At 69.0% G+C, this 20,145-nt stretch carries 22 protein-coding genes; all 22 read left to right on the forward strand.

Annotated features, from left to right (window positions below):
- Nucleotides 1-44: 44 nt before the first annotated feature.
- The 22 genes from AC099J_RS21605 to AC099J_RS21710 all read left to right on the forward strand — a co-directional run bounded on the left by AC099J_RS21605 (nucleotide 45) and on the right by AC099J_RS21710 (nucleotide 19,852).
- Nucleotides 45-1,025, forward strand: a complete 981-nt coding sequence (locus AC099J_RS21605) for a LysR substrate-binding domain-containing protein (protein WP_479617347.1) — start codon at nucleotides 45-47, stop codon at nucleotides 1,023-1,025.
- 96 nt (nucleotides 1,026-1,121) lie between these two features.
- Nucleotides 1,122-1,403 (forward strand): helix-turn-helix domain-containing protein, encoded by a 282-nt coding sequence (locus tag AC099J_RS21610; protein WP_479617348.1) that lies wholly within the window; start codon nucleotides 1,122-1,124, stop codon nucleotides 1,401-1,403.
- Nucleotides 1,400-2,722, forward strand: coding sequence for a type II toxin-antitoxin system HipA family toxin (locus AC099J_RS21615; RefSeq protein WP_479617349.1), 1,323 nt, complete (start codon nucleotides 1,400-1,402; stop codon nucleotides 2,720-2,722). The genes AC099J_RS21610 and AC099J_RS21615 overlap by 4 nt, the downstream gene beginning before the upstream one ends.
- 487 nt (nucleotides 2,723-3,209) lie before the next feature.
- Nucleotides 3,210-4,301 carry a hydrogenase small subunit gene (locus AC099J_RS21620; RefSeq protein ID WP_479617350.1) on the forward strand — a complete coding sequence of 364 codons (1,092 nt, stop codon included), beginning with the start codon at nucleotides 3,210-3,212 and terminating at the stop codon, nucleotides 4,299-4,301.
- A 36-nt stretch (nucleotides 4,302-4,337) separates the two neighbouring features.
- A complete protein-coding gene (locus AC099J_RS21625) occupies nucleotides 4,338-6,194 on the forward strand; it encodes a nickel-dependent hydrogenase large subunit (RefSeq protein ID WP_479617351.1) in 1,857 nt (618 codons plus the stop codon).
- 27 nt (nucleotides 6,195-6,221) lie between these two features.
- Nucleotides 6,222-6,812: a HupE/UreJ family protein gene (locus tag AC099J_RS21630; protein ID WP_479617352.1), complete on the forward strand. Its 591-nt coding sequence runs from the start codon at nucleotides 6,222-6,224 to the stop codon at nucleotides 6,810-6,812.
- A 43-nt stretch (nucleotides 6,813-6,855) separates the two neighbouring features.
- The gene (gene cybH, locus AC099J_RS21635; protein ID WP_479617353.1) at nucleotides 6,856-7,590 is read left to right on the forward strand and encodes a Ni/Fe-hydrogenase, b-type cytochrome subunit; all 735 of its coding nucleotides are present in this window, start codon (nucleotides 6,856-6,858) and stop codon (nucleotides 7,588-7,590) included.
- A gap of 428 nt (nucleotides 7,591-8,018) precedes the next feature.
- Nucleotides 8,019-8,633 carry a HyaD/HybD family hydrogenase maturation endopeptidase gene (locus AC099J_RS21640; RefSeq protein ID WP_479617354.1) on the forward strand — a complete coding sequence of 205 codons (615 nt, stop codon included), beginning with the start codon at nucleotides 8,019-8,021 and terminating at the stop codon, nucleotides 8,631-8,633.
- A gap of 2 nt (nucleotides 8,634-8,635) precedes the next feature.
- A complete protein-coding gene (locus AC099J_RS21645; RefSeq protein WP_479617355.1) occupies nucleotides 8,636-8,941 on the forward strand; it encodes a HypC/HybG/HupF family hydrogenase formation chaperone in 306 nt (101 codons plus the stop codon).
- A gap of 22 nt (nucleotides 8,942-8,963) precedes the next feature.
- The gene (locus tag AC099J_RS21650; protein ID WP_479617356.1) at nucleotides 8,964-9,467 is read left to right on the forward strand and encodes a hydrogenase; all 504 of its coding nucleotides are present in this window, start codon (nucleotides 8,964-8,966) and stop codon (nucleotides 9,465-9,467) included.
- A gap of 19 nt (nucleotides 9,468-9,486) precedes the next feature.
- The gene (locus AC099J_RS21655; protein ID WP_479617357.1) at nucleotides 9,487-10,392 is read left to right on the forward strand and encodes a hydrogenase expression/formation protein; all 906 of its coding nucleotides are present in this window, start codon (nucleotides 9,487-9,489) and stop codon (nucleotides 10,390-10,392) included.
- On the forward strand, nucleotides 10,389-10,625 hold the full coding sequence (locus tag AC099J_RS21660; RefSeq protein ID WP_479617358.1) for a rubredoxin: 237 nt from the start codon (nucleotides 10,389-10,391) through the stop codon (nucleotides 10,623-10,625). Before AC099J_RS21655 ends, AC099J_RS21660 begins: the two co-directional genes overlap by 4 nt.
- Nucleotides 10,626-10,698: 73 nt before the next feature.
- Nucleotides 10,699-11,214 carry a [NiFe]-hydrogenase assembly chaperone HybE gene (hybE, locus tag AC099J_RS21665; RefSeq protein ID WP_479617359.1) on the forward strand — a complete coding sequence of 172 codons (516 nt, stop codon included), beginning with the start codon at nucleotides 10,699-10,701 and terminating at the stop codon, nucleotides 11,212-11,214.
- A complete protein-coding gene (locus AC099J_RS21670) occupies nucleotides 11,207-12,349 on the forward strand; it encodes a hypothetical protein (RefSeq protein WP_479617360.1) in 1,143 nt (380 codons plus the stop codon). Before hybE ends, AC099J_RS21670 begins: the two co-directional genes overlap by 8 nt.
- Nucleotides 12,342-12,686, forward strand: coding sequence for a hydrogenase maturation nickel metallochaperone HypA/HybF (locus AC099J_RS21675; protein WP_479617361.1), 345 nt, complete (start codon nucleotides 12,342-12,344; stop codon nucleotides 12,684-12,686). Before AC099J_RS21670 ends, AC099J_RS21675 begins: the two co-directional genes overlap by 8 nt.
- Nucleotides 12,687-12,716: 30 nt before the next feature.
- Nucleotides 12,717-13,619: a hydrogenase nickel incorporation protein HypB gene (gene hypB, locus AC099J_RS21680; protein WP_479617362.1), complete on the forward strand. Its 903-nt coding sequence runs from the start codon at nucleotides 12,717-12,719 to the stop codon at nucleotides 13,617-13,619.
- Between the two features lie 3 nt (nucleotides 13,620-13,622).
- Entirely contained in the window at nucleotides 13,623-14,786 is a 1,164-nt protein-coding gene (locus AC099J_RS21685; protein ID WP_479617363.1) for a Kae1-like domain-containing protein, read from the forward strand.
- A 25-nt stretch (nucleotides 14,787-14,811) separates the two neighbouring features.
- Nucleotides 14,812-15,084 carry a HypC/HybG/HupF family hydrogenase formation chaperone gene (locus tag AC099J_RS21690; protein WP_479617364.1) on the forward strand — a complete coding sequence of 91 codons (273 nt, stop codon included), beginning with the start codon at nucleotides 14,812-14,814 and terminating at the stop codon, nucleotides 15,082-15,084.
- Nucleotides 15,081-16,226: a hydrogenase formation protein HypD gene (hypD, locus tag AC099J_RS21695; RefSeq protein ID WP_479617365.1), complete on the forward strand. Its 1,146-nt coding sequence runs from the start codon at nucleotides 15,081-15,083 to the stop codon at nucleotides 16,224-16,226. The genes AC099J_RS21690 and hypD overlap by 4 nt, the downstream gene beginning before the upstream one ends.
- 61 nt (nucleotides 16,227-16,287) lie before the next feature.
- Nucleotides 16,288-17,352: a hydrogenase expression/formation protein HypE gene (gene hypE / locus AC099J_RS21700; protein WP_479617366.1), complete on the forward strand. Its 1,065-nt coding sequence runs from the start codon at nucleotides 16,288-16,290 to the stop codon at nucleotides 17,350-17,352.
- Between the two features lie 33 nt (nucleotides 17,353-17,385).
- A complete protein-coding gene (locus AC099J_RS21705; RefSeq protein ID WP_479617367.1) occupies nucleotides 17,386-18,837 on the forward strand; it encodes a sigma-54-dependent transcriptional regulator in 1,452 nt (483 codons plus the stop codon).
- Nucleotides 18,838-18,841: 4 nt separating this feature from the next.
- The gene (locus AC099J_RS21710) at nucleotides 18,842-19,852 is read left to right on the forward strand and encodes an NADH-quinone oxidoreductase subunit B family protein (RefSeq protein ID WP_479617368.1); all 1,011 of its coding nucleotides are present in this window, start codon (nucleotides 18,842-18,844) and stop codon (nucleotides 19,850-19,852) included.
- Nucleotides 19,853-20,145 lie beyond the last annotated feature (293 nt).

Genomic DNA, 20,145 nt, shown 5'->3' on the forward strand with positions numbered 1-20,145 from the left:
GGCTGGGTTCAGTTATTGCTTAACCGAGACAGGAGAACACCCCGATGCGCAACGCCACATTCCGCCAGCTACGCGTCTTCAGCGAGGTCGCCCGCCATCTGAGCTTTGCGCGCGCCGCGCAGGCGCTGCACCTGTCCCCACCGGCCGTGACCATGCAGGTCAAGGAACTGGAAGGCCATGTCGGCCTGCCGCTGTTCGAACGCACGGGCCGGCAGGTGGCGTTGACGACGGTGGGGGAGTACATGCTGGTCCACGCCCGCAAGATCCTCGCCACGTTGAAAGACGCCGAAGACACGGCCGCGCGGTTGCAGAAGCTGGAGGCCGGCACCCTGGCCATCGGCATGGTCAGCACGGCCAAATACTTTCTGCCGCGCCTGCTGGCCGAGTTTCGGCGTGAGCACCCTGCGGTCGAGATCCGGCTGGCGGTGGGCAACCGCGAGCAGCTGGTGCGCATGCTGCACGCCAACGAGGTGGACATCTCCATCATGGGCCGCCCACCGCAGGAGCTGGCCACGCGCGCCGAGCCCTTTGCCGCGCACCCGCACGTGTTCGTGGCCGCGCCCGATCACCCGCTGGTACGCATGGCCTCGCTGCCGGTGGAGGCGATGCGCGAGCAGGACTTCATCGTGCGCGAGCCGGGTTCGGGCACGCGCGCGGCGATGGAACGCTTCCTGGCCAACGCCCGCGTGGCGCCACATGTGACGATGGAGATGGCCAGCAACGAGACCATCAAGCAGGCCGTGATGGCCGGCATGGGCCTGAGCTTTCTGTCGCTGCACACGCTGGGCCTGGAGCTGGACAACAAGCTGATCGCGCTGCTGGACGTGGAGGGCGCGCCAGTGCTGCGGGCCTGGAACGTGGTGCACACGCTGAGCAAGCTGCTGTCACCGGCGGCGGAGGCGTTTCGGTACTTTGTGCTGGAGCGGGGAGAGGCGTACCTGGCGGAGCACTATGGGCGGCATCTGGCGCTGGGGGTGGGTCTGCAGCCGACGGTGGGTGACGGTGCGGCAATTCGCACGGTATAGAACACACGCGCACAATGATGCCGTATATGCTATAAATTGTCCACTTTGAAAAGTTTCAATTCTGAACTCTCGGTATTTCTATAGCAAATACAGCATATGAACACCCTGCCCGACCTTGGCCAAGCGATGGCGCGCCTGCGCAAAGAGCGCGGCATGACCCAAAAGGAACTGGCCACGCTGTGCGGCATGGGCCAGTCCACACTCGCGCGCTTCGAGACCGGTGGCGTGGCCGAGTTCGGCGCGCGCAAGCTGCTGCGACTGCTCGAAGTGCTGGGCCACGAGCTGAACTACGTGCCGGTGCAGCGTGCGTTCACGCTCGACGATGCACTGGCAGAACGGCAACGCGCCCTGGCTGGCAACCCTGAATCCGCGCAATGAAGCTGCATGTCTTCGTGCACAACACGCCCGTGGCCACGCTGGAGTCCGTCGACGGCTTTCGCCACGTGATGGCCTACCACCCGGACGCCGAGGCCGAGCAATTCGTCTCGCTGCTGATGCCGGTGCGCACCGAGTCCTACGCCTACCCCGACTTGCACCCCGTGTTTCGCATGAATCTGCCGGAGGGCTTTCTGCTGTCCGTGCTGCAGGAGCAACTGGGCCCGCACGTGGGCGCATCGCCGATGAACCTGCTGGCCGTGGTGGGCCGCAACGCCATCGGCCGCGTGAAGGTGGCAGCACCGGGCGCCGATCCACACCAGCCACCGGTGCCCTTCGAACTGGCCGACATCCTGCGTGGCGACAACGCCGAGGCGGCCTTCGTCGAGCTGGTGCGCCGCCATGCCGCGTCGGGTGTGTCGGGCGTTGTGCCCAAGTTCCTGTCGCCCAACACCTTGGCGGAACACGGCAAGGCCACGCTCGCCACCGAGCGCCACATCATCAAGGGCACCACCGTCCGGCTGCCGGGCGTGGCGCTGAATGAGCACTTGTGCATGGAGGTGGCGCGCCAGGCCGGTATCCCGACCGCGCGAACCGAGGTCTCCGACGACGGCCAGGCGCTGGTGGTGCACCGCTTCGACTTTGCGGACGACGGCGTCACGCGCCTGGGCATGGAAGACCTCTGCAGCCTGCTGTTGCTGCGTCCCGAAGAAAAGTACCAATCGACCTGGGAGCGCGTCGTCGCTCGCATCAAGGACGTGGTGCCCAGCCCCGCTCAGCAGAACGCCGCGCTGTCGCAACTGGCCGACCTGCTGCTGCTGACCTACGCCCTGCGCAACGCGGATTGCCACACCAAGAATGTCGCGCTGCTCTACGCGTCGCGCGACAGCATTGCGCTGGCACCCGTCTACGACATGCTGACCACCACCGTCTACGACGACTTCGCAAAGAACCCGCCGGGCATGCCGGTGGAAGGCCGCAGCACCTGGACGCCGGGCAAGGCGCTGGAGCGTTTTCTGCAGACCCGCTGCGGCGTGATGCCCGCCCAGACCAAAGAGCGCGTGGAGCGCATCTGCGAGGCGATGGTGCGCGTGACGCCGCTGGTGGTGGAGACGGCTGGTCGGTACCCGGCATTCCGCGAGACCGGCAAGCGCATGCTGCATGCGTGGAACGAGGGCATGAACAGCTTGCGGCTGCAGAAGATCTGGAGCCTGCCGTCGCTGGATGTGGCCATCGCGCAGGCGCGGTGGTCGGATGTGCGGCCGGTGGTGGCGGCGAAGCGAGAGAAGCTGGGGCGGTCGCCGTTGTTGGGCAAGCGGTGAGGGGATCACGCGAGTGGTAGACGGTGCATCGCACTTGTTGCGCGCACGAGCAAACACACATACACGTGTTGCGGTCCATGTCGCAATTCTTGAACTTGGCCTTCGCGCACGTTCAATTCCGACGCCTTTATTGATCTAACAGATCATATTTGTCGCTTTTTACTAATTTACTCGGCCACGCTACGCCTGCGATCTCTCACTTCGCCGCACCCCGCTGCATCCAGGAACCCGCACCCACCGATCACCCCCCTTCCACCACCACCCCCACACCGGCAAGCCCTCTTCCACCCACTCTCTCGGCGATCCACACACCCGCCCTGCTCGCCAGCAACATCCTGAAATAAATCAAGCACCTGGCCACCCCCTCCCCGTGTTTTCCCGTGCCCTCTGCAACTTGGCGCGTGGCTTGCAAAAGTCTCCGCACCAGCCGCTGCCATGCGACCGGTTGGGCCCACGACCCACGCACAACAAACGGAGACATTGGACGATGGAAACCTTCTACGAGGTGATGCGCCGCCAGGGCATCTCGCGCCGCAGCTTTCTCAAATACTGCTCGCTCACCGCCACCTCGCTGGGGCTGGGCTCTGCCTTCGTACCGCAGATCGCGCACGCCATGGAGACCAAGCCGCGCACGCCCGTGCTGTGGCTGCACGGGCTGGAATGCACCTGCTGTTCGGAAAGCTTCATCCGCTCGGCGCACCCGCTGGCCAAGGACGTGGTGCTGTCCATGATCTCGCTGGACTACGACGACACGCTGATGGCCGCCGCCGGCCACCAGGCCGAGGCCATCTTGGAGGAGATCATGGCCAAGTACAAGGGCAACTACATCCTGGCGGTGGAGGGCAACCCGCCGCTGAACCAGGACGGCATGAGCTGCATCATCGGCGGCAAGCCCTTCATCGAACAACTCAAGCACGTGGCCAAGGACGCCAAGGCCATCATCAGTTGGGGCTCATGCGCCAGCTGGGGATGCGTGCAGGCGGCCAAGCCCAACCCCACGCAGGCGACGCCCGTGCACAAGGTGATCTTCGACAAGCCCATCATCAAGGTGCCGGGCTGCCCACCGATTGCAGAGGTGATGACCGGCGTGATCACCTACATGCTGACCTTCGACCGCATCCCCGAGCTGGACCGCCAGGGCCGGCCCAAGATGTTCTACAGCCAGCGCATCCACGACAAGTGCTACCGCCGGCCGCACTTCGACGCCGGGCAGTTCGTCGAAGCCTTCGACGACGAATCGGCGCGCAAGGGCTACTGCCTCTACAAGGTCGGCTGCAAGGGGCCGACCACCTACAACGCCTGCTCGACCGTGCGCTGGAACGAGGGCACGAGCTTTCCGATCCAGGCCGGCCACGGCTGCATCGGCTGCAGTGAAGACGGCTTCTGGGACAAGGGCTCGTTCTACGACCGGCTGACCGACATCCACGCCTTCGGCATCGAGGCCAACGCCGACCAGGTGGGCGGCACGGCCGCGGCCGTGGTGGGCGCTGCGGCGGTCGCGCACGCCGCCGCATCGGCCATCAAGCGCGCCACGCAGAAGAACACGGCCCCTCAGGCCCCGGCCGACGCCGGCCACTGATCACCGCACAACAGAACGAGACACGAGGAGCAAGGCATGGGTGCTTATGAAACGCAGGGATTTCGCATGGACAACACGGGCCGGCGCATCGTCGTCGACCCGGTCACGCGCATCGAGGGCCACATGCGCTGCGAGGTCAACCTGGACAGCAACAACGTGATCCGCAACGCCGTCTCCACCGGCACGATGTGGCGCGGGTTGGAAGTCATCTTGAAGGGCCGCGACCCGCGCGATGCCTGGGCCTTTGTCGAGCGCATCTGCGGAGTGTGCACGGGCTGCCACGCGCTGGCCTCGGTGCGCGCCGTGGAAGACGCGCTGGGCATCGTGATCCCCAAGAACGCCTACCTCATCCGCGAGATGATGGCCAAGACGCTGCAGGTCCACGACCACGCCGTGCACTTCTACCACCTGCATGCGCTGGACTGGGTGGACGTGGTCTCGGCGTTGAAGGCCGACCCCAAGAAGACCTCGGACCTGCAGCACCTGGTCTCGCCCGCGCACCCGATGAGCGCGCCGGGCTACTTCCGCGACATCCAGAACCGGCTGAAGAAGTTCGTCGAGTCGGGCCAGCTCGGGCCGTTCATGAACGGCTACTGGGGCAGCAAGGCCTATGTGCTGCCGCCCGAGGCCAACCTGATGGCCGTGACGCACTACCTGGAGGCGCTGGACCTGCAGAAGGAATGGGTCAAGCTGCACACCATCTTCGGCGGCAAGAACCCGCATCCCAACTACCTGGTGGGCGGCATGCCCTGCGCCATCAACATCGACAAGGAAGGCGCGGCCGGCGCGCCCATCAACATGGAGCGGCTGAACTTCGTGGAGGCGCGCATCCAGGAGATGATCACCTTCAACGACAACGTCTACGTGCCCGATGTGATCGCCATCGGCACGCTCTACAAGCAGGCCGGCTGGTTGTATGGCGGCGGGCTGTCGGCCACCAACGTGATGGACTACGGCACCTACGAAAAGGTGATGGGCCGCGCGCAAACGCAGCAGTTGCCCGGCGGCGCCATCCTGAACGGCAACTGGGACGAGATCCAGCCCGTGGACATGCGCGACCCCGAGCAGATCCAGGAATTCGTGCCGCACAGTTGGTACAAGTACGCCGACGAAACCAAAGGCCTGCACCCGTGGGACGGCGTGACCGAGCCCAACTACGTGCTGGGCGACAAGACCAAGGGCACGCGCACCAACATCGAGGCGCTGGACGAGAGCGCCAAGTATTCGTGGATCAAGTCGCCCCGCTGGCGCGGCCACGCGATGGAGGTCGGCCCGCTGGCGCGCTACATCCTGGGCTATGCGCATGCGCTCAAAAGCAACCCGCATGTGCAGCGCGTGAAGGCGCAGGTGGACCACGCGGCCATGATGATCAACAGCGGCATCCCCAAGGCGCTGGGGCTGCCCGAGACGCAGCTCAGCCCCAAGCAACTGCTGCCCACGACCATCGGCCGCACGCTGGCGCGCGCACTCGAGTCGCAGTACTGCGCCGAGATGATGTACGACGATTTCAAGGAGATGGTGGCCAACATCAAGGCCGGCGACACGGCCACGGCCAACGTCGAGAAGTGGGACCCTGCGACCTGGCCCAAAGAGGCCAAGGGCGTGGGCAGCGTGGCCGCACCGCGCGGCGCGCTGGGCCACTGGATCCGCATCAAGGATGGCCGCATCGAGAACTACCAGTGCGTGGTGCCCACCACCTGGAACGGCAGCCCGCGCGACAACAAGGGCCAGATCGGCGCGTTCGAGGCCAGCCTGATGAACACGCCCATGGCCAACCCCGAGCAGCCGGTGGAGATCCTGCGCACGCTCCATTCCTTCGACCCCTGCCTGGCCTGCTCCACGCACGTGATGAGCCCGGACGGGCAGGAACTCACGCGCGTCAAGGTGCGCTGAATGGCACGACCACACGAGGAGAACCGCATGCCTACTTCTTCCATTACCCCCCGCGCCGCCTGCGTGCTGGCCCTGCTGGCCACCGGCGCAGCCCAGGCCCATCCGGGGCACGACGCCGGCGGCTTCGCGGCCGCGCTGGCCCACCCCTTCCTGGGGCTGGACCATCTGCTGGCCATGGTCGCCGTGGGCGCCTGGTCGGTGCTGGCTCTGCCTGCGGGGCGGCGCCTTGCGGGGCCGGCCGTGTTCCTGGTGATGCTGGCGGCAGGGGTTGCGCTGGCCTGGCAGGGCATCGTGCCGCCGGGCACCGAAGCGGGTGTGGCGCTCAGCGTGGCCTTGTTCGGCGCACTGCTGTTCGCGGGCAAACACCTGGCACCTGTGGCCGGGCTGGCCGTCATCGGCACTGCCGCCCTGCTGCACGGCAGCGCCCATGGCAGTGAGTTGGCACCGGGCGGCGCGATGCTGGCCACGGCGGGCGGCATCCTGCTCGGCTCGGCGGTGCTGCATGCCGTCGGCCTGGCGGCGGGCAGCGCGCTCACCCGCCTGCCGGCATGGACGCGCCAGGCCGCCGCAGCAGCCTTGGGGCTGGCCGGCCTGGCGATGCTGGCCACGCGCCTGTAGGCCCGTCAACCAGCAAGCGCACATTGCAGCAAAGGCACACACCATGGCCTCTACCCTTCCCCCCAGCGCACGGCCCACCGCCGGCGACCCCGAAGCCCGCGAGGTCGCGCAAGCGGCGTCGATCAAGTCCGTCTACGTCTACGAAGCCCCGGTGCGCCTGTGGCACTGGGTCAACGCGCTGGCCATCACGGTGCTGGCCGTCACGGGCTATTTCATCGGCGCGCCGCTGCCCACGCAGCCCGGCGAGGCCAGCGCGAACTACCTGATGGGCTACATCCGCTTTGCGCACTTCGCGGCCGGCTATGTGCTGGCAGTGGGGCTGCTGGGGCGCATCTACTGGGCCATCGTCGGCAACCACCATGCGCGTGAGCTGTTCTGGGTGCCGCTGTGGCGGCGCGACTACTGGGTGGAAGTCTGGCGCATGCTGAAGTGGTATGCCTTCGTCGGCGCGCGGCCAGGTCGCTACGTGGGGCACAACCCGCTGGCACGATTCGCGATGGTGTTCGGCTTTTTGCTGCTGGCGCTGTTCATGGTGGTGACGGGCTTTGCGCTGTATGGCGAGGGCGCGCAGATGGGCTCGTGGCAGGAGCGCATGTTCGGCTGGGTCATCCCGCTGTTCGGCCAGTCGCAGGACGTGCACACCTGGCACCGCATGGGCATGTGGGGGCTGGTGTGTTTCGTGATCATCCATGTGTACGCGGCGATCCGTGAGGACATCATGGGACGCTCGTCGGTCGTGAGCACCATGGTGTCGGGGCACCGCACGTTCAAGGATTGATGTGGAGAGACCTCTGTTGAACGACGCAAGGGTGTATGGCCCGCTTCATGCGGTGATGTTTGGGAACGCCGGGGGCTGGGACCACGCCGACGGTGTACTCCACTCCGCGAATGTCCCCCGCCCAGGGCCGCAGGCGGCCCAGGGCTCCTCCTTGATTTCGCTGCGTGGAGCACACCATCGTCGTGCTCCGTCAGCGCCGTTGTTGACCGTTCAGCACGACGCGCCGTCGTCAGGGCCGAGGGTATCGGGTGGCCCCTGCAGCGAAATAAAGGAGGAGCCTGGGCCGCCTGCGGCCCTGGCGGGGGACATTCGCGGAAGGGGCCACCCGGTGGCCTCGGCCCGCGCCCCCACCCTTTGGAGCTCCGAGGCAACAAAACGCAACCCTGCTTCGTCCGAAGCAGCTCGCACGCAGCGCATTGGATAACCCCATGGACCACACCATCTGCATCCTCGGCATCGGCAACGTGTTGTGGGCCGACGAGGGCTTCGGCGTGCGCTGCATCGAGGCGCTGCAGCAGCGCTTCACGTTCGCGCCGCACGTGCAGCTGATCGACGGCGGCACGCAGGGCCTGTACCTGGTGCAGCACGTGCAGGCAGCCTCGCATCTCTTGATCTTCGACGCGGTGGACTATGGCCTTGCGCCCGGCACCTTGAAGCTGGTCGAGAACGACGACGTGCCGCGCTTCATGGGTGCCAAGAAGATGAGCCTGCACCAGACCGGCTTCCAGGAAGTGCTGGCGTTGGCGCAACTGACCGAGCGCTACCCGCAGCAGGTGCTGTTGATCGGCTGCCAGCCCGAAGAACTGGACGACTACGGCGGCAGCCTGCGGCCCTGCGTGCGGCAGGCGATGGAAGAGGCATTAATGCTGGGTCTGGAGCGCCTGCGTGCCTGGGGCGCCGACCCGCAGCCGCGCCGCGCCGCGCTGGCTGCGCACGAGGCCGTGACCTTCAGCGAACTCGCGCTGGACCGCTACGAAGACCAGCGGCCTGACGCGGCGGCTGCCTGCCGCAGCGGCGATGCGCGCTTCTTTCCGGCTCTCTGACCATGTGCATCGGCATCCCCATGCAAGTGCAGTCCACCACGCCCGGCCATGCGCTGTGCAGCGGGCGTGGCGAGACACGCCAGGTGCGCACCGCGCTGGTCGAGCCCGTAGCCAAGGGCGACTGGCTGCTGGTGTTCCTGGACAGCGCGCAGGAGCAGATCACGGCCGAGCGTGCGCGCGAGGTCAACGCCACACTGGACCTGCTGCAGGCTGCCATGGCGGGCGACGCTCTGGACGACGCGGCCTTCACCCTGCCCTCGACCATGGCGCGCGACGATCTGCGCGCGCTGGTCGGCGGCGCTTCCTGAAACCTCATTGGCACTGCCCACCATGACCCTCGCCACCACCGCCGACGACACCCTGATCCAGCTGCCCGTGCAGGCGCCGCGCCCCGGCGTGCAGCAGTCTGCCCTGGTCGCGCGCCTGGCCGACGTGCACGGCGCGACCTGGGTCGACGAGACCAGCATCGCCGCCTGGGCCGCACTGGGAGGTGACCGCGTGGTGCTGTTCGCGGGCGATGCGGTGCGCTTCCCCGAGGGCCAGGACGTGGCCGTCGTGCTGCCCGAGCTGCGCGCCTGCGCCTCGCGGCGTTTCGAGATCGCCGTGGTGCCGCGTGATCGTGAAGAGGCGCTGGCCAAACGCTACGGCTCCAACCGTTGGCCCACGCTGCTGTTCCTGCGCGACGGGCAGTACGTGACCACGCTCGCGGGCATGCACGACTGGGGCGACTACCTGCAGGCGGTGGAGGCCGCGCTGGCCATGCCGGTGGGGCGCGCGCCGACCATCGGCATCCCGGTGGTGAGTGCGGGCGCTGGCGGCAGCACTTGCCATTGACCACATCGCAAGGCACCCCATGAAAGACTTCCCCATCCCCGTGCGCTCCATCGGCCCCGGCAGCCAGCCCGAAGAATCCGACGAGCTGGTCTACATGCCGATGCCGCAGGGCATGCAGACCTTCCGCAACCCCATCCTGCCCGAGCCTGAGGACGTGGCCAGCCAGACGCTGGGCAAGGCCGCGCTGCATGCGGCACTGGCGGCACTGCAGCAGGCACTGAAGCAAGGCGGCAACCGCGTGGTGCCGCTGAACCATCTGCCCGAGGCCGACCGCCGGTTGCTCAACACTGTGCTCGGCGAGGGCGAGGTGAGCGCGCGGGTGCTGCCGCGCAACGAGAAGGGCAACGCGACAGGCAAGGAGCAGCGCCCGGACACGGGCGACGAGCTGCGCGTGCAGGAATCCGTGTTCGCCGGCGTCTGGCGCGTGGTGCATGCGCGTGGCGGCCAGGTCGTGTCGGACCAGCTGGAGCTGGGCTTCGTGCCCGAGGCGCTGCAAGAGGCCGCCGCGCAGGATGTGTGGCCGCAGGTGCCGCGCTGGGAAGGCCCACTGCCGCCCAACGTGCAGAACGCGCCGCTGCTGCTGGCCGAGATCGAGGACCAGTGGCAGCGCTGGCGCCAGGGCCAGCCGCCGCACGTGATCAACCTCATGCTGCTGCCCATGTCGACCGAAGACATCGGCTTCATGGACCACCACCTGGGCACGGGCCGCGTGGTGATCCTGTCGCGCGGTTATGGCAACTGCCGCATCACCAACACCTGCATGCCGCACACTTGGCGCGTCGTCTACTACAACTCGGAAGACGCGGTGATCCTGAACACCGTGGAGGTCGGCGCCCTGCCCGACGTGGCGCAGGCCGCGCGCGAGGACCTGGAAGACTCGCACGAGCGCCTGCGCGAAGTGCTGGAGTGGGTGGAGCAGACATGAAGTCCACCAGTGCGCCACGCTTCGAAGGCAGCTACCTGGGCAACAGCGCTGCGCTGGCCGAAGGCGCGCGGCTGGAATGCAAGATCTGCTGGTGGGTCTACGACCCGGCCCTGGGCGACGAGGTGTGGCAGATCGCGCCCGGCACGCCCTTCACCGCCCTGCCCGCGCACTGGCGCTGTCCGCAGTGTGATGGGGATGCCGAGCAGTTCATGGTGTTGCCGGAGGGTGGGTGAGATGGACCGGGACACCAGGCCGACCGCATCGCGCGCCTCTGCACTGCCTCGCCCTGTCGCAGAGGCTGTGAGTGTGGGCGCGCACGCTGCCCGCGTCACCGGACTGGAGGCCCTGTACCAGCACATCGCCGCCACGCGCATGCAGGGCATGCCGCTGCTGCACCCGGGGCTGCAGGTCACGGCCGTGGGCTTTGAGCCCGATGCTGCTGAAGACAACGCCCTGCCCGCCTCCATCGGCGTGCTGCTCACGCCGTGGTTCATGAACCTGGTCTGGCTGCCCCTGGCACCACTGCAGCGGCCCGACCGCCTGGGCCAGTCGTCCGTGCGCACCGTGGGCACCCACAGCTTCGCGTTCATCGGCATGCACGACGAGGGGCTGGGGAGCTATGCCGCCTGCTCGCTGTTCTCGCCCGTGCTGGAGTTCGAGGACCAGGCGGCAGCGCTGGCGACGGCGCAGAGCGTGCTGGAGTTGCTACGGCGACCGGCCGTGGCACCGGTGCAGGCAACAGCCTTGGCACCGGTGGAGGCACCAGTGGTGATGCCTGCGCGCCGTGCCTTTCTGCTGGGCCGGGGGGCCGCGCATGCATGAGCCGGCCTCGCTCTGGACCGGCAGCCTGCTGCTGCGCCCCGGCGTGGCCTGCCCCGGCAACCTCACGAGCACCCGGCCCGACCTGGTGGCGCGCCTGGCCCATGGCGGCCTGGCGAGTGACCTGCCCGCCCTGCTCGCCACGCTGTTCAACCTGTGCGGCAGCGCGCACAGACTGTGCGCGCAGGGCGCCGTGCAGGCCGCGCGGCAGCAAGAGCCCGCATCTGGCGCCGAACAGGCCGAGCAGTTGCGCGTGGAGACCCTGCGCGAGCACCTGCGACGCATGGGCCTGGACTGGCCGCGCTTGCTGGCCAACGCCTCAGGGCAGCCCGAGAGCAGTGCCGCCGCGCTGCAGGCATTGCGCAGCGGCCCGATGCCCGTCGCCGCGTTGCACACCGCTTGGGCATCGCAGCGCGCAGGCATTGCGGCTTGGCTTGCGCGCGACTGGCTGGGCGTATCGGCCGATGCCTGGCTGCAGGCTTGGGAACAAGGGCCACGCGCATGGCTGACCCAGTGGTCCGCGCAGACCGAAGGATGGCTGCCCCGCCTGCTGCACGGCGCGCGCGCGACGGCCGACCGAGCAACGCCGGCATCCCCCGCGCTGCGCGCCCATGCCCAGCCGGCCCAGCTACGAACCTTGACTGCATCGCTGCAACGCACCGGCTTCGCACGCCAACCCCAATGGCAAGGCACCTGCGCCGAGACCGGCCCCTGGACCCGGCTGAACCAGCGCGACGCGTCGCACCTGAACACCCCCTGGATGCGCCTGGGCGCCCGCCTGGCCGAAGCCGCGCGCCTGGCCTTGCCCGACGTGCCCGCGCGCTCAGGCAGCGGCTGGCTGCAAACCGGCCAGCTGGCATTGCCCGGCCATAGCGGCATGGCGTGGGTGGAGATGGCGCGCGGCCTGCTGATCCACCACGTCGCGCTGGACGGCGATGGCCCGCAAGCGCGCGTGCTGCGCTGCCATGTGGTTGCGCCGACAGACTGGAACTTCCACCCGCACGGCGCCGTCGCCCAGGCGCTGGCGCACCTGCCGAGCCACAGCAGCGTGCCACAGACGCGGCGTATCCTCGCGCTGATGGCCGCCTACGACCCCTGCGTCCCCTTCGAGATCGCACCGGAGCTGTGCCATGCATGAAGCCAGCCTGGCCGGCGGCGTACTACAACTGGTCGACGACACAGCCGCACGCGAGGGCTTTGCGCGCGTCACGCGGCTGCGGCTGGAGGTGGGTGCGCTGGCCGGTGTGGAACTGCGCGCGCTGCAGTTCGCGTTGGAGGCCATTGCGCCCGGCACGCGGCTGGCGGGCGCGCAGATCGAGTTCGACGAAACGCCGGGCCAGGCCTGGTGCCTGGGCTGCGCCAGCACCACGCCGCTGGCGCGCCGAGGCGATGCCTGTGCGCACTGCGGCGACTACCGTGTGCAGCCCACGGGCGGCACGGAATTCCGACTGATCGAGATGCGGGTCGAGGACTGATGTCTGCGGCCTCACACAAGGAGAACCACGATGTGCGTCGTCTGCGGTTGCGCTGATCACCAAGAGACCCCCGCCCATGCAGGCCCGCGCGTGGACCCGACCCACGGCGACCTGCACTACGGCGCCGGCCCCGCGCGCGTGTCAGTGCCCGGCATGAGCGCCGAGCGCGCGATCCGGCTGGAGACCGACATCCTGGGCGCCAACAACCGCATCGCCGGCCGCAACCGCGCGCACTTCGAGGCCCATGGCGTGACCGCGCTGAACCTGGTGTCCAGCCCCGGATCGGGCAAGACCACGCTGCTGTGTGCCACCATCACCGCGCTGCGCCAGCGGCACCCGGCCCTGCCCGTCGCCGTGATCGAGGGCGACCAGCAGACCAGCTTCGACGCCGACCGCGTGCGGGCCACGGGCGCGCCGGCCATCCAGGTCAACACCGGCAAGGGCTGCCACCTCGACGCCCCCATGGTGGCCGACGCCTTCGCGCAACTGCACACGCACATGCACATGCACATGCACGAGCATGGCCACGACCAGCCCGCCAGCCTGCTGTTCATCGAGAACGTCGGCAACCTCGTCTGCCCCGCGATGTGGGACCTGGGCGAGGCGGCCAAGGTGGCCATCCTGTCGGTCACCGAGGGCGAGGACAAGCCGCTCAAGTACCCCGACATGTTCGCCGCCGCCGAGCTGATGGTGCTGAACAAGGTGGACCTGCTGCCCTATCTGCAATTCGACGTGCAGCGTTGCATCGCAGCCGCGCGACAGGTGAACCCGCGCATCGCCGTGCTCAAGGTGTCGGCCACCACGGGCCAGGGCATGGACGCCTGGCTCAACTGGCTGGAGCACACGATGGACCATCAGCGTGCGCACGCCGGGGGCCTCGCACATGACCACGCCCCCGACCCTGCACATCCCCACCCGCACGCCCACGGCTGAACCATGCACACCGCGACGCCCACCGTGCTGGCCCTGGGTGCCTGGCTCAAGAACCGCGCCTGCGTGCTCGACGCGCAGGGCGTGCATTGGTCTGGCCTGCACGGCGACCTGCAGGATGCAGCCGCCTGCCGCGCGCTGGAAGCCTCGGCCCACGCCCTGGCCGCCAAGGCGCGCCCCGATGCCATCGCGCACGACCTGCACCCGGATTTCTACAGCACGCACCTGGCGCAACTCCTGGCCGTGCAATGGGGCGTGCCCGCCATCGGTGTGCAGCACCACCACGCGCACATCGCCGCCGTGCTGGCCGAGCATGGGCTGGACGAACCGGTGATCGGCCTCGCGCTGGACGGCGTGGGCCTGGGCGACGACGGTGGCGCCTGGGGTGGCGAGTTGCTGCGGGTGGACGGCGCCCGCTGCACGCGCCTGGGCCATCTGTGGCCGCTGGCGCTGCCGGGTGGTGACGCGGCAGCGCGCGAGCCCTGGCGCGCACTGGCCGCCGCGCTGCATGCACTGGACCGCAGCGATGCCATCGAGCCCTTGCTCGCACCCCAGGTCGGCCCCGTCGCCGCCCGCACCGTGTGCGCCATGCTGGCCCAGGGCCTGCACTGCCCGCCCAGCAGCAGCGCCGGCCGCTGGTTCGACGCCGCCGCAGCCGCCCTGCGCGTGGCCCCGCTGCGCCAGTCCGAGGCCGAAGCCGCCATCGCTCTGGAACACGCGGCCACCCAACACACTGGCCCGCTGCCAGCGCGCAACGCCACAGCCAGCCCCGACGCGCACAACCGGCTCGACCTGCGCCCGCTGCTGGCCGAGCTGCTGGCCTGGGCGCCGCTGCCTGCCGAAGTTCCACAGGCCGCCGCCTGGTTCCACGACCAGTTCGCGCAAGGCCTGGCGCACTGGGCGATGGACGCTGCACGCAGCTGCGGCAGCCGCGCCGTGTGCCTGGGCGGCGGCTGCTTTTTCAATGCCTTGCTGACGGCGGGCGTCACGCGCCGCCTGCAGGCCGCCGGGCTGCGCGTGCTGCGCCCGCTGTCCAACTCCTGCGGCGACGCCGGTCTTGCCTGGGGCCAGGCCTGGGTGGCCGCGCACGCGCTTCCGGCAAGCCAGAGCGCCGCGCTGCCGCCCGCAGGCGCTCACCACCACAGTGCGCAGCACGCCAGCATCCCATGACCGCCCACGCCGAAGGACCCCCACCATGTGCCTAGCCATCCCCGCGCGGGTCGCCGAACTGCTGCCCGACAACCAGGCCATCGTGGTGCTGGGCGGCATCCGCAAGACCATTTCCATCGCGCTGCTGGACGGCGTGCAGGTGGGCGACTACGTGATCGTGCACGTGGGCCATGCCATCGGGCAGATCGACCCGGCCGAGGCCGAGCGCACGCTGGCCATGTTCGGCGAACTGGCCGGTGTTGCCGACGGAGAGCTGGCGGCTGAACACGCGCGCGAACCCGCACAGGTGCTGCCATGAAATACATCGACGAATTCCGCGACGGCGCCATCGCCCGCAAGATCGCCGACCGCCTGGCGCAGGAGGCGCGGCCAGACCGGCGCTACAGCTTCATGGAATTCTGCGGCGGCCACACGCATGCGATCTCGCGCTACGGCGTGGCCGGCCTGCTGCCTGCCAACGTGACCATGGTGCACGGCCCCGGCTGCCCGGTCTGCGTGCTGCCCATCGGCCGCATCGACATGGCAATCACGCTGGCGCTGCAGCACGACGCCATCGTCTGCACCTATGGCGACACCATGCGTGTGCCGGCCTCGGGCAGCCTGTCGCTGGTGCGGGCCAAGGCGCGTGGCGGCGACATCCGCATGGTGTATTCGGCCGCGGACGCGCTGGCGATTGCGCGCGCCAACCCGCAGCGCGAGGTGGTGTTCTTCGCCATCGGCTTCGAGACCACCACGCCGCCCACGGCACTCATCGTCCGCGACGCCGCGCGCGAGGGCCTCTCGAACTTCAGCGTGCTGTGCTGCCATGTGCTGACGCCGGCGGCCATCACGCACATCCTCGAATCGCCCGAGGTGCGGCAATACGGCACCGTGCCCATCGACGGTTTCGTGGGGCCGGCGCACGTGAGCATCGTGATCGGCTCTGCGCCCTACGAAGGCTTTGCCGAGACCTACGCCAAGCCGGTGGTCATCGCCGGCTTCGAGCCGCTGGACGTGATGCAGGCCGTGCTGATGCTGGTGCGCCAGGTCAACGAAGGCCGCGCCGTGGTCGAGAACGAATTCACCCGCGCCGTCACGCGCAGCGGCAATGCGAATGCGCAGGCGCTGATGGACGAGGTGTTCGAGATGCGCGAGAGCTTCGAGTGGCGCGGCCTGGGCGAGGTGCCCGCCAGCGCGCTGAAGCTGCGGCCGCGCTACGCCAGCTTCGACGCCGAGCAGCGCTTTGGCCTGGGCTACACGCCCGTGGCCGACAACAAGGCCTGCGAGTGCGGCGCCATCCTGCGCGGCGTGAAAAAGCCGCAGGACTGCAAGATCTTCGGCACCGTCTGCACACCCGAGAACCCGGTGGGCTCGTGCATGGTCTCCAGCGAGGGGGCGTGCGCCGCGCACTATTCGTATGGGCGGTTCAAGGACATTCCTGTGGTGGCGGAGGCTGCATGAGCAAAGCGCCGGGCCGCCCCACGCAAGCGCGCTCCGCACCCCGCAGGGCAGGGGTTTCGCGATGAGAAATGTCAAGAAGGACTACAGCCGCCCGCTGGACATCAAGCACGGCGTCGTCGACATGGGCCATGGCGCCGGCGGCCGTGCGGCAGCGCAGCTCATTCGCGAGCTGTTCATCGCCGCGCTCGACAACGAATGGCTGCGCCAGGGCAACGATGGCGCCGTGTTCGCGCCGCCGCCCCTGCCGCCCGGCGCACGCCTGGTGCTGGCGACCGATGGCCACGTGGTCTCGCCGCTGTTCTTCCCCGGTGGCGACGTCGGCTGCCTCTCCGTGCACGGCACCGTCAACGACCTGGCGATGTCGGGCGCCACGCCGCTGTACCTCACGGCCAGCTTCATCTTGGAAGAAGGCTTCCCGCTGGCCGACCTGCAGCGCATCGTGCAGTCCATGGCCGCTGCCGCGCGTGAGGCCGGCGTGCCGGTCGTCACCGGCGACACCAAGGTCGTGGAACGCGGCAAGGGCGACGGCGTGTTCATCGCCACCACCGGGCTGGGCGTGGTGCCGCCGGGCGTGGACACGGGCGGTGCCAATGCGCGGCCTGGCGACGTGCTGCTGCTTTCGGGCACGGTGGGCGACCACGGCGTGGCTGTGTCGTCCAAGCGCGCTTCGCTGGAGTTCGAGACCACGATCGTCTCGGACACGGCCGCCCTGCACACGCTGGTGGCCGCCATGCTGCAGGCAGCCCCGGGGGCAGTGCGCGTGCTGCGCGACCCCACGCGCGGCGGCCTGGCGACCACGCTGAACGAGATCGCGCGCCAGTCCGGCGTGGGCATGCTGCTGGACGAGGCCGCCATCCCCGTGCTGCCGCAGGTGGACGCGGCCTGCGAGCTGCTGGGCCTGGACCCGCTGTACGTGGCCAACGAGGGCAAGCTGGTGGCCGTCTGCGCACCCGAGGCGGCCAACGCCGTGCTGGCCGCCATGCGTGCGCATCCGCTGGGCGAGGCCGCGGCACGCATTGGCAGCGTGGTGCAAGACGACCACTGCTTCGTGCAGATGGACACGCGCTTCGGCGGGCGCCGCGTGGTCGATTGGCTCAGCGGTGAGCAGCTTCCGCGGATCTGCTGAGGTGACGGCGCGCTTCTAGAATCCGCCGCACCCATGCACGCTGATCCCGCGCTCCCGACCGTCCTCGTCGTCGACGACGAGGTGCGCTCGCAGGACGCGATCCGCCGCACGCTGGACGAAGACTTCACCGTCCTCACCGCCGGCAGCGCCGATGCCGCGCGCGTGCACCTGGAGCACCAGCCGGTGAGCGTGATCCTGTGCGACCAGCGCATGCCGGGCCTCACGGGCGTGGCGTTCCTCAAAGAGGTGCGCGGGCGCTGGCCCGATACGGTGCGCATCGTGATCTCCGGCTACACCGATTCGCAGGACATCATCGCCGGCATCAACGACGCCGGCATCCACCAGTACCTGCTGAAACCCTGGGTGCCGGACCACCTGCTGCAGACCGTGCGCGACGCGGCCGAGGCCCAGTCGCTGCAGCGCGGCATGGGCCAGCTGGACCTGGAGCTGCGCACCGCCACGCCGGTGCTGCGCCGGCGTCTCGCGAGCAAGCAGGCGCAGGCGCGCAGCGTGTTCGACTTCGACCGCATCGAGCGTGGATCGGGCAGCCCGCTGAATGCCGTCTGCGCCATGGCCGAACGCGTGGCGCGTTACGACCTGCCGGTGCTGGTGCTGGGCGAGTCGGGCAGCGGCAAGGAGCTCATCGCGCGCGCCATCCACTACGCGAGCCCGCGCGCCGAGGGGCCGTTCGCGGTGGAGAACTGCGCGGCCATGCCCGATTCGCTGCTGGAATCCGAACTCTTCGGCCACAAGCGCGGCTCGTTCACGGGCGCATTCGAAGACCGGCCCGGCCTGTTCCAGCGCGCGCATGGCGGCACCTTGTTTCTGGACGAGATCGGCGACACCTCGCCCGCGTTCCAGGTGCGGCTGCTGCGCGTGCTGCAAGAGGGCGAGGTGCGGCCCGTGGGCGCGCCGCGCCCGGTGCCGGTGGACGTGCGCGTGATCGCCGCCACGCACCGCGACCTGGAGCAGCGCGTGCGCGAGGGCCTGTTCCGCGAAGACCTGTACTACCGCCTGGCTGGCGTGGTGCTGACCATGCCGCCGCTGCGCGAACGCAGTGGCGACATCGCGCCCATCGCGCAGCGCCTGGTGCGCGAGGTGAGTGCCGAACTCGGCTGCCCCGGCGCCACATTGTCGGACGAGGCGTTGGCCTGCCTGCTGGCCTACCCCTGGCCCGGCAACATCCGCGAGCTGCGCAACGAGATCGCGCGGGCGGTCGCCCTGTCCGACGGCGGCGAGGTGCCGGCCACCGCGTTCTCACCCCGGGTGCTGCAGGGCCAGACCGCGCGCGCCTCGGCGCCGGCCGGACTGGACGCGCTGCCGCAAGCCGGCACGCTGGCCGAACGCCTGGCCGCCATCGAGGCCATGGTGCTGCGCGAAGTGCTGCTGCGCCAGCGCTGGAACAAGACCCGCGCCGCCAAGGAACTGGGCCTGTCGCGCGTGGGCCTGCGTGCCAAGATGCAGCGCTACGGACTGGAGGGCTGACGTGATGCCGACCCCGCAATTCAAGGTGCTGTGGCTGCAATCCGGCGGCTGTGGCGGTTGCAGCATGTCGCTGCTGTGCGCCGACACCAGCGACTTCCACGGCCAGTTGCGTGACGCCGGCATCGACCTGCTGTGGCACCCCACGCTGTCGCTGGCCAGCGGGCATGAGTTGACCGATCTGCTGCGCGCCATCCTCGCGGGCGAGCTGGAGCTCGACGCCCTGTGCATCGAGGGCTCCCTGCTGCGCGGCCCCAACGGCACGGGCCGCTTCCACATGATGGCCGGCACCGGGCTGCCGATGGTCGATTGGGTGCGCCGGCTGGCGGCCGTCGCACAGCACGTCGTCGCCGTGGGCAGTTGCGCGGCCTGGGGCGGCGTCACCGCAGGCGGAGACAACCCCACCGATGCCTGCGGCCTGCAGTACGAGGACGACCGGCCCGGTGGCCTGCTGGGCGCGGCCTTTCGCAGCCGCTCGGGCCTGCCCGTGGTCAACATCGCCGGCTGCCCCACGCACCCGAGCTGGGTGCTCGACAGCCTGATGGCGCTGGCCGCTGGCACCTTCGATGCCAGCGCGCTGGACAGCCTGAACCGCCCGCGCTTCTATGCCGACCAGTTGGTCCACCACGGCTGCACGCGCAACGAGTACTACGAGTTCAAGGCCAGCGCCGAGAAGCCGTCCGACCTGGGCTGCATGATGGAGCACATGGGCTGCAAGGGCACGCAGGTGCATGCGGACTGCAACACGCGGCTGTGGAACGGAGAAGGCTCGTGCACACGCGGCGGCTACGCCTGCATTGCCTGCACCGAGCCAGGGTTTCAAGAGCCCGGCCACCCCTTCCACCAGACGCCCAAGCTGGCTGGCATCCCCATCGGCCTGCCGACCGACATGCCCAAGGCCTGGTTCGTGGCGCTGGCCTCGCTATCCAAGTCGGCGACGCCCAAGCGGGTGAAGCTCAATGCGGTGGCGGACCATTTGGTGGTGACGCCGATGGCGCGGAAGACCAGGCTGAAATGACAGCTGCTAGTGCCCATCCGTGTAACTGGCTTGATTGGATGCCGGCTTTGGTTTCGAGACTTCAAAAAACCTGGGGGTGGGCCCACGCCGACGGTGTACTCCACTCCGCGAATGTCCCCCGGCCTTGCCCGCCTTGCCGGCCTGGGGCCGGAAAGGCGGGCAAGACCTCCTCCTTTATTTCGCTGCGTAGACCACACCATCGTCGTGTTCCGCCAGCGCTGTGCTTCATCGGTCAGCACGACGCGAAGGCCTCTTTAACACCGTCGCGGTTGCTGTGTCAGCCCGACGCGCCG

This window comes from Rhodoferax sp. RT4P68, from assembly GCF_056521305.1.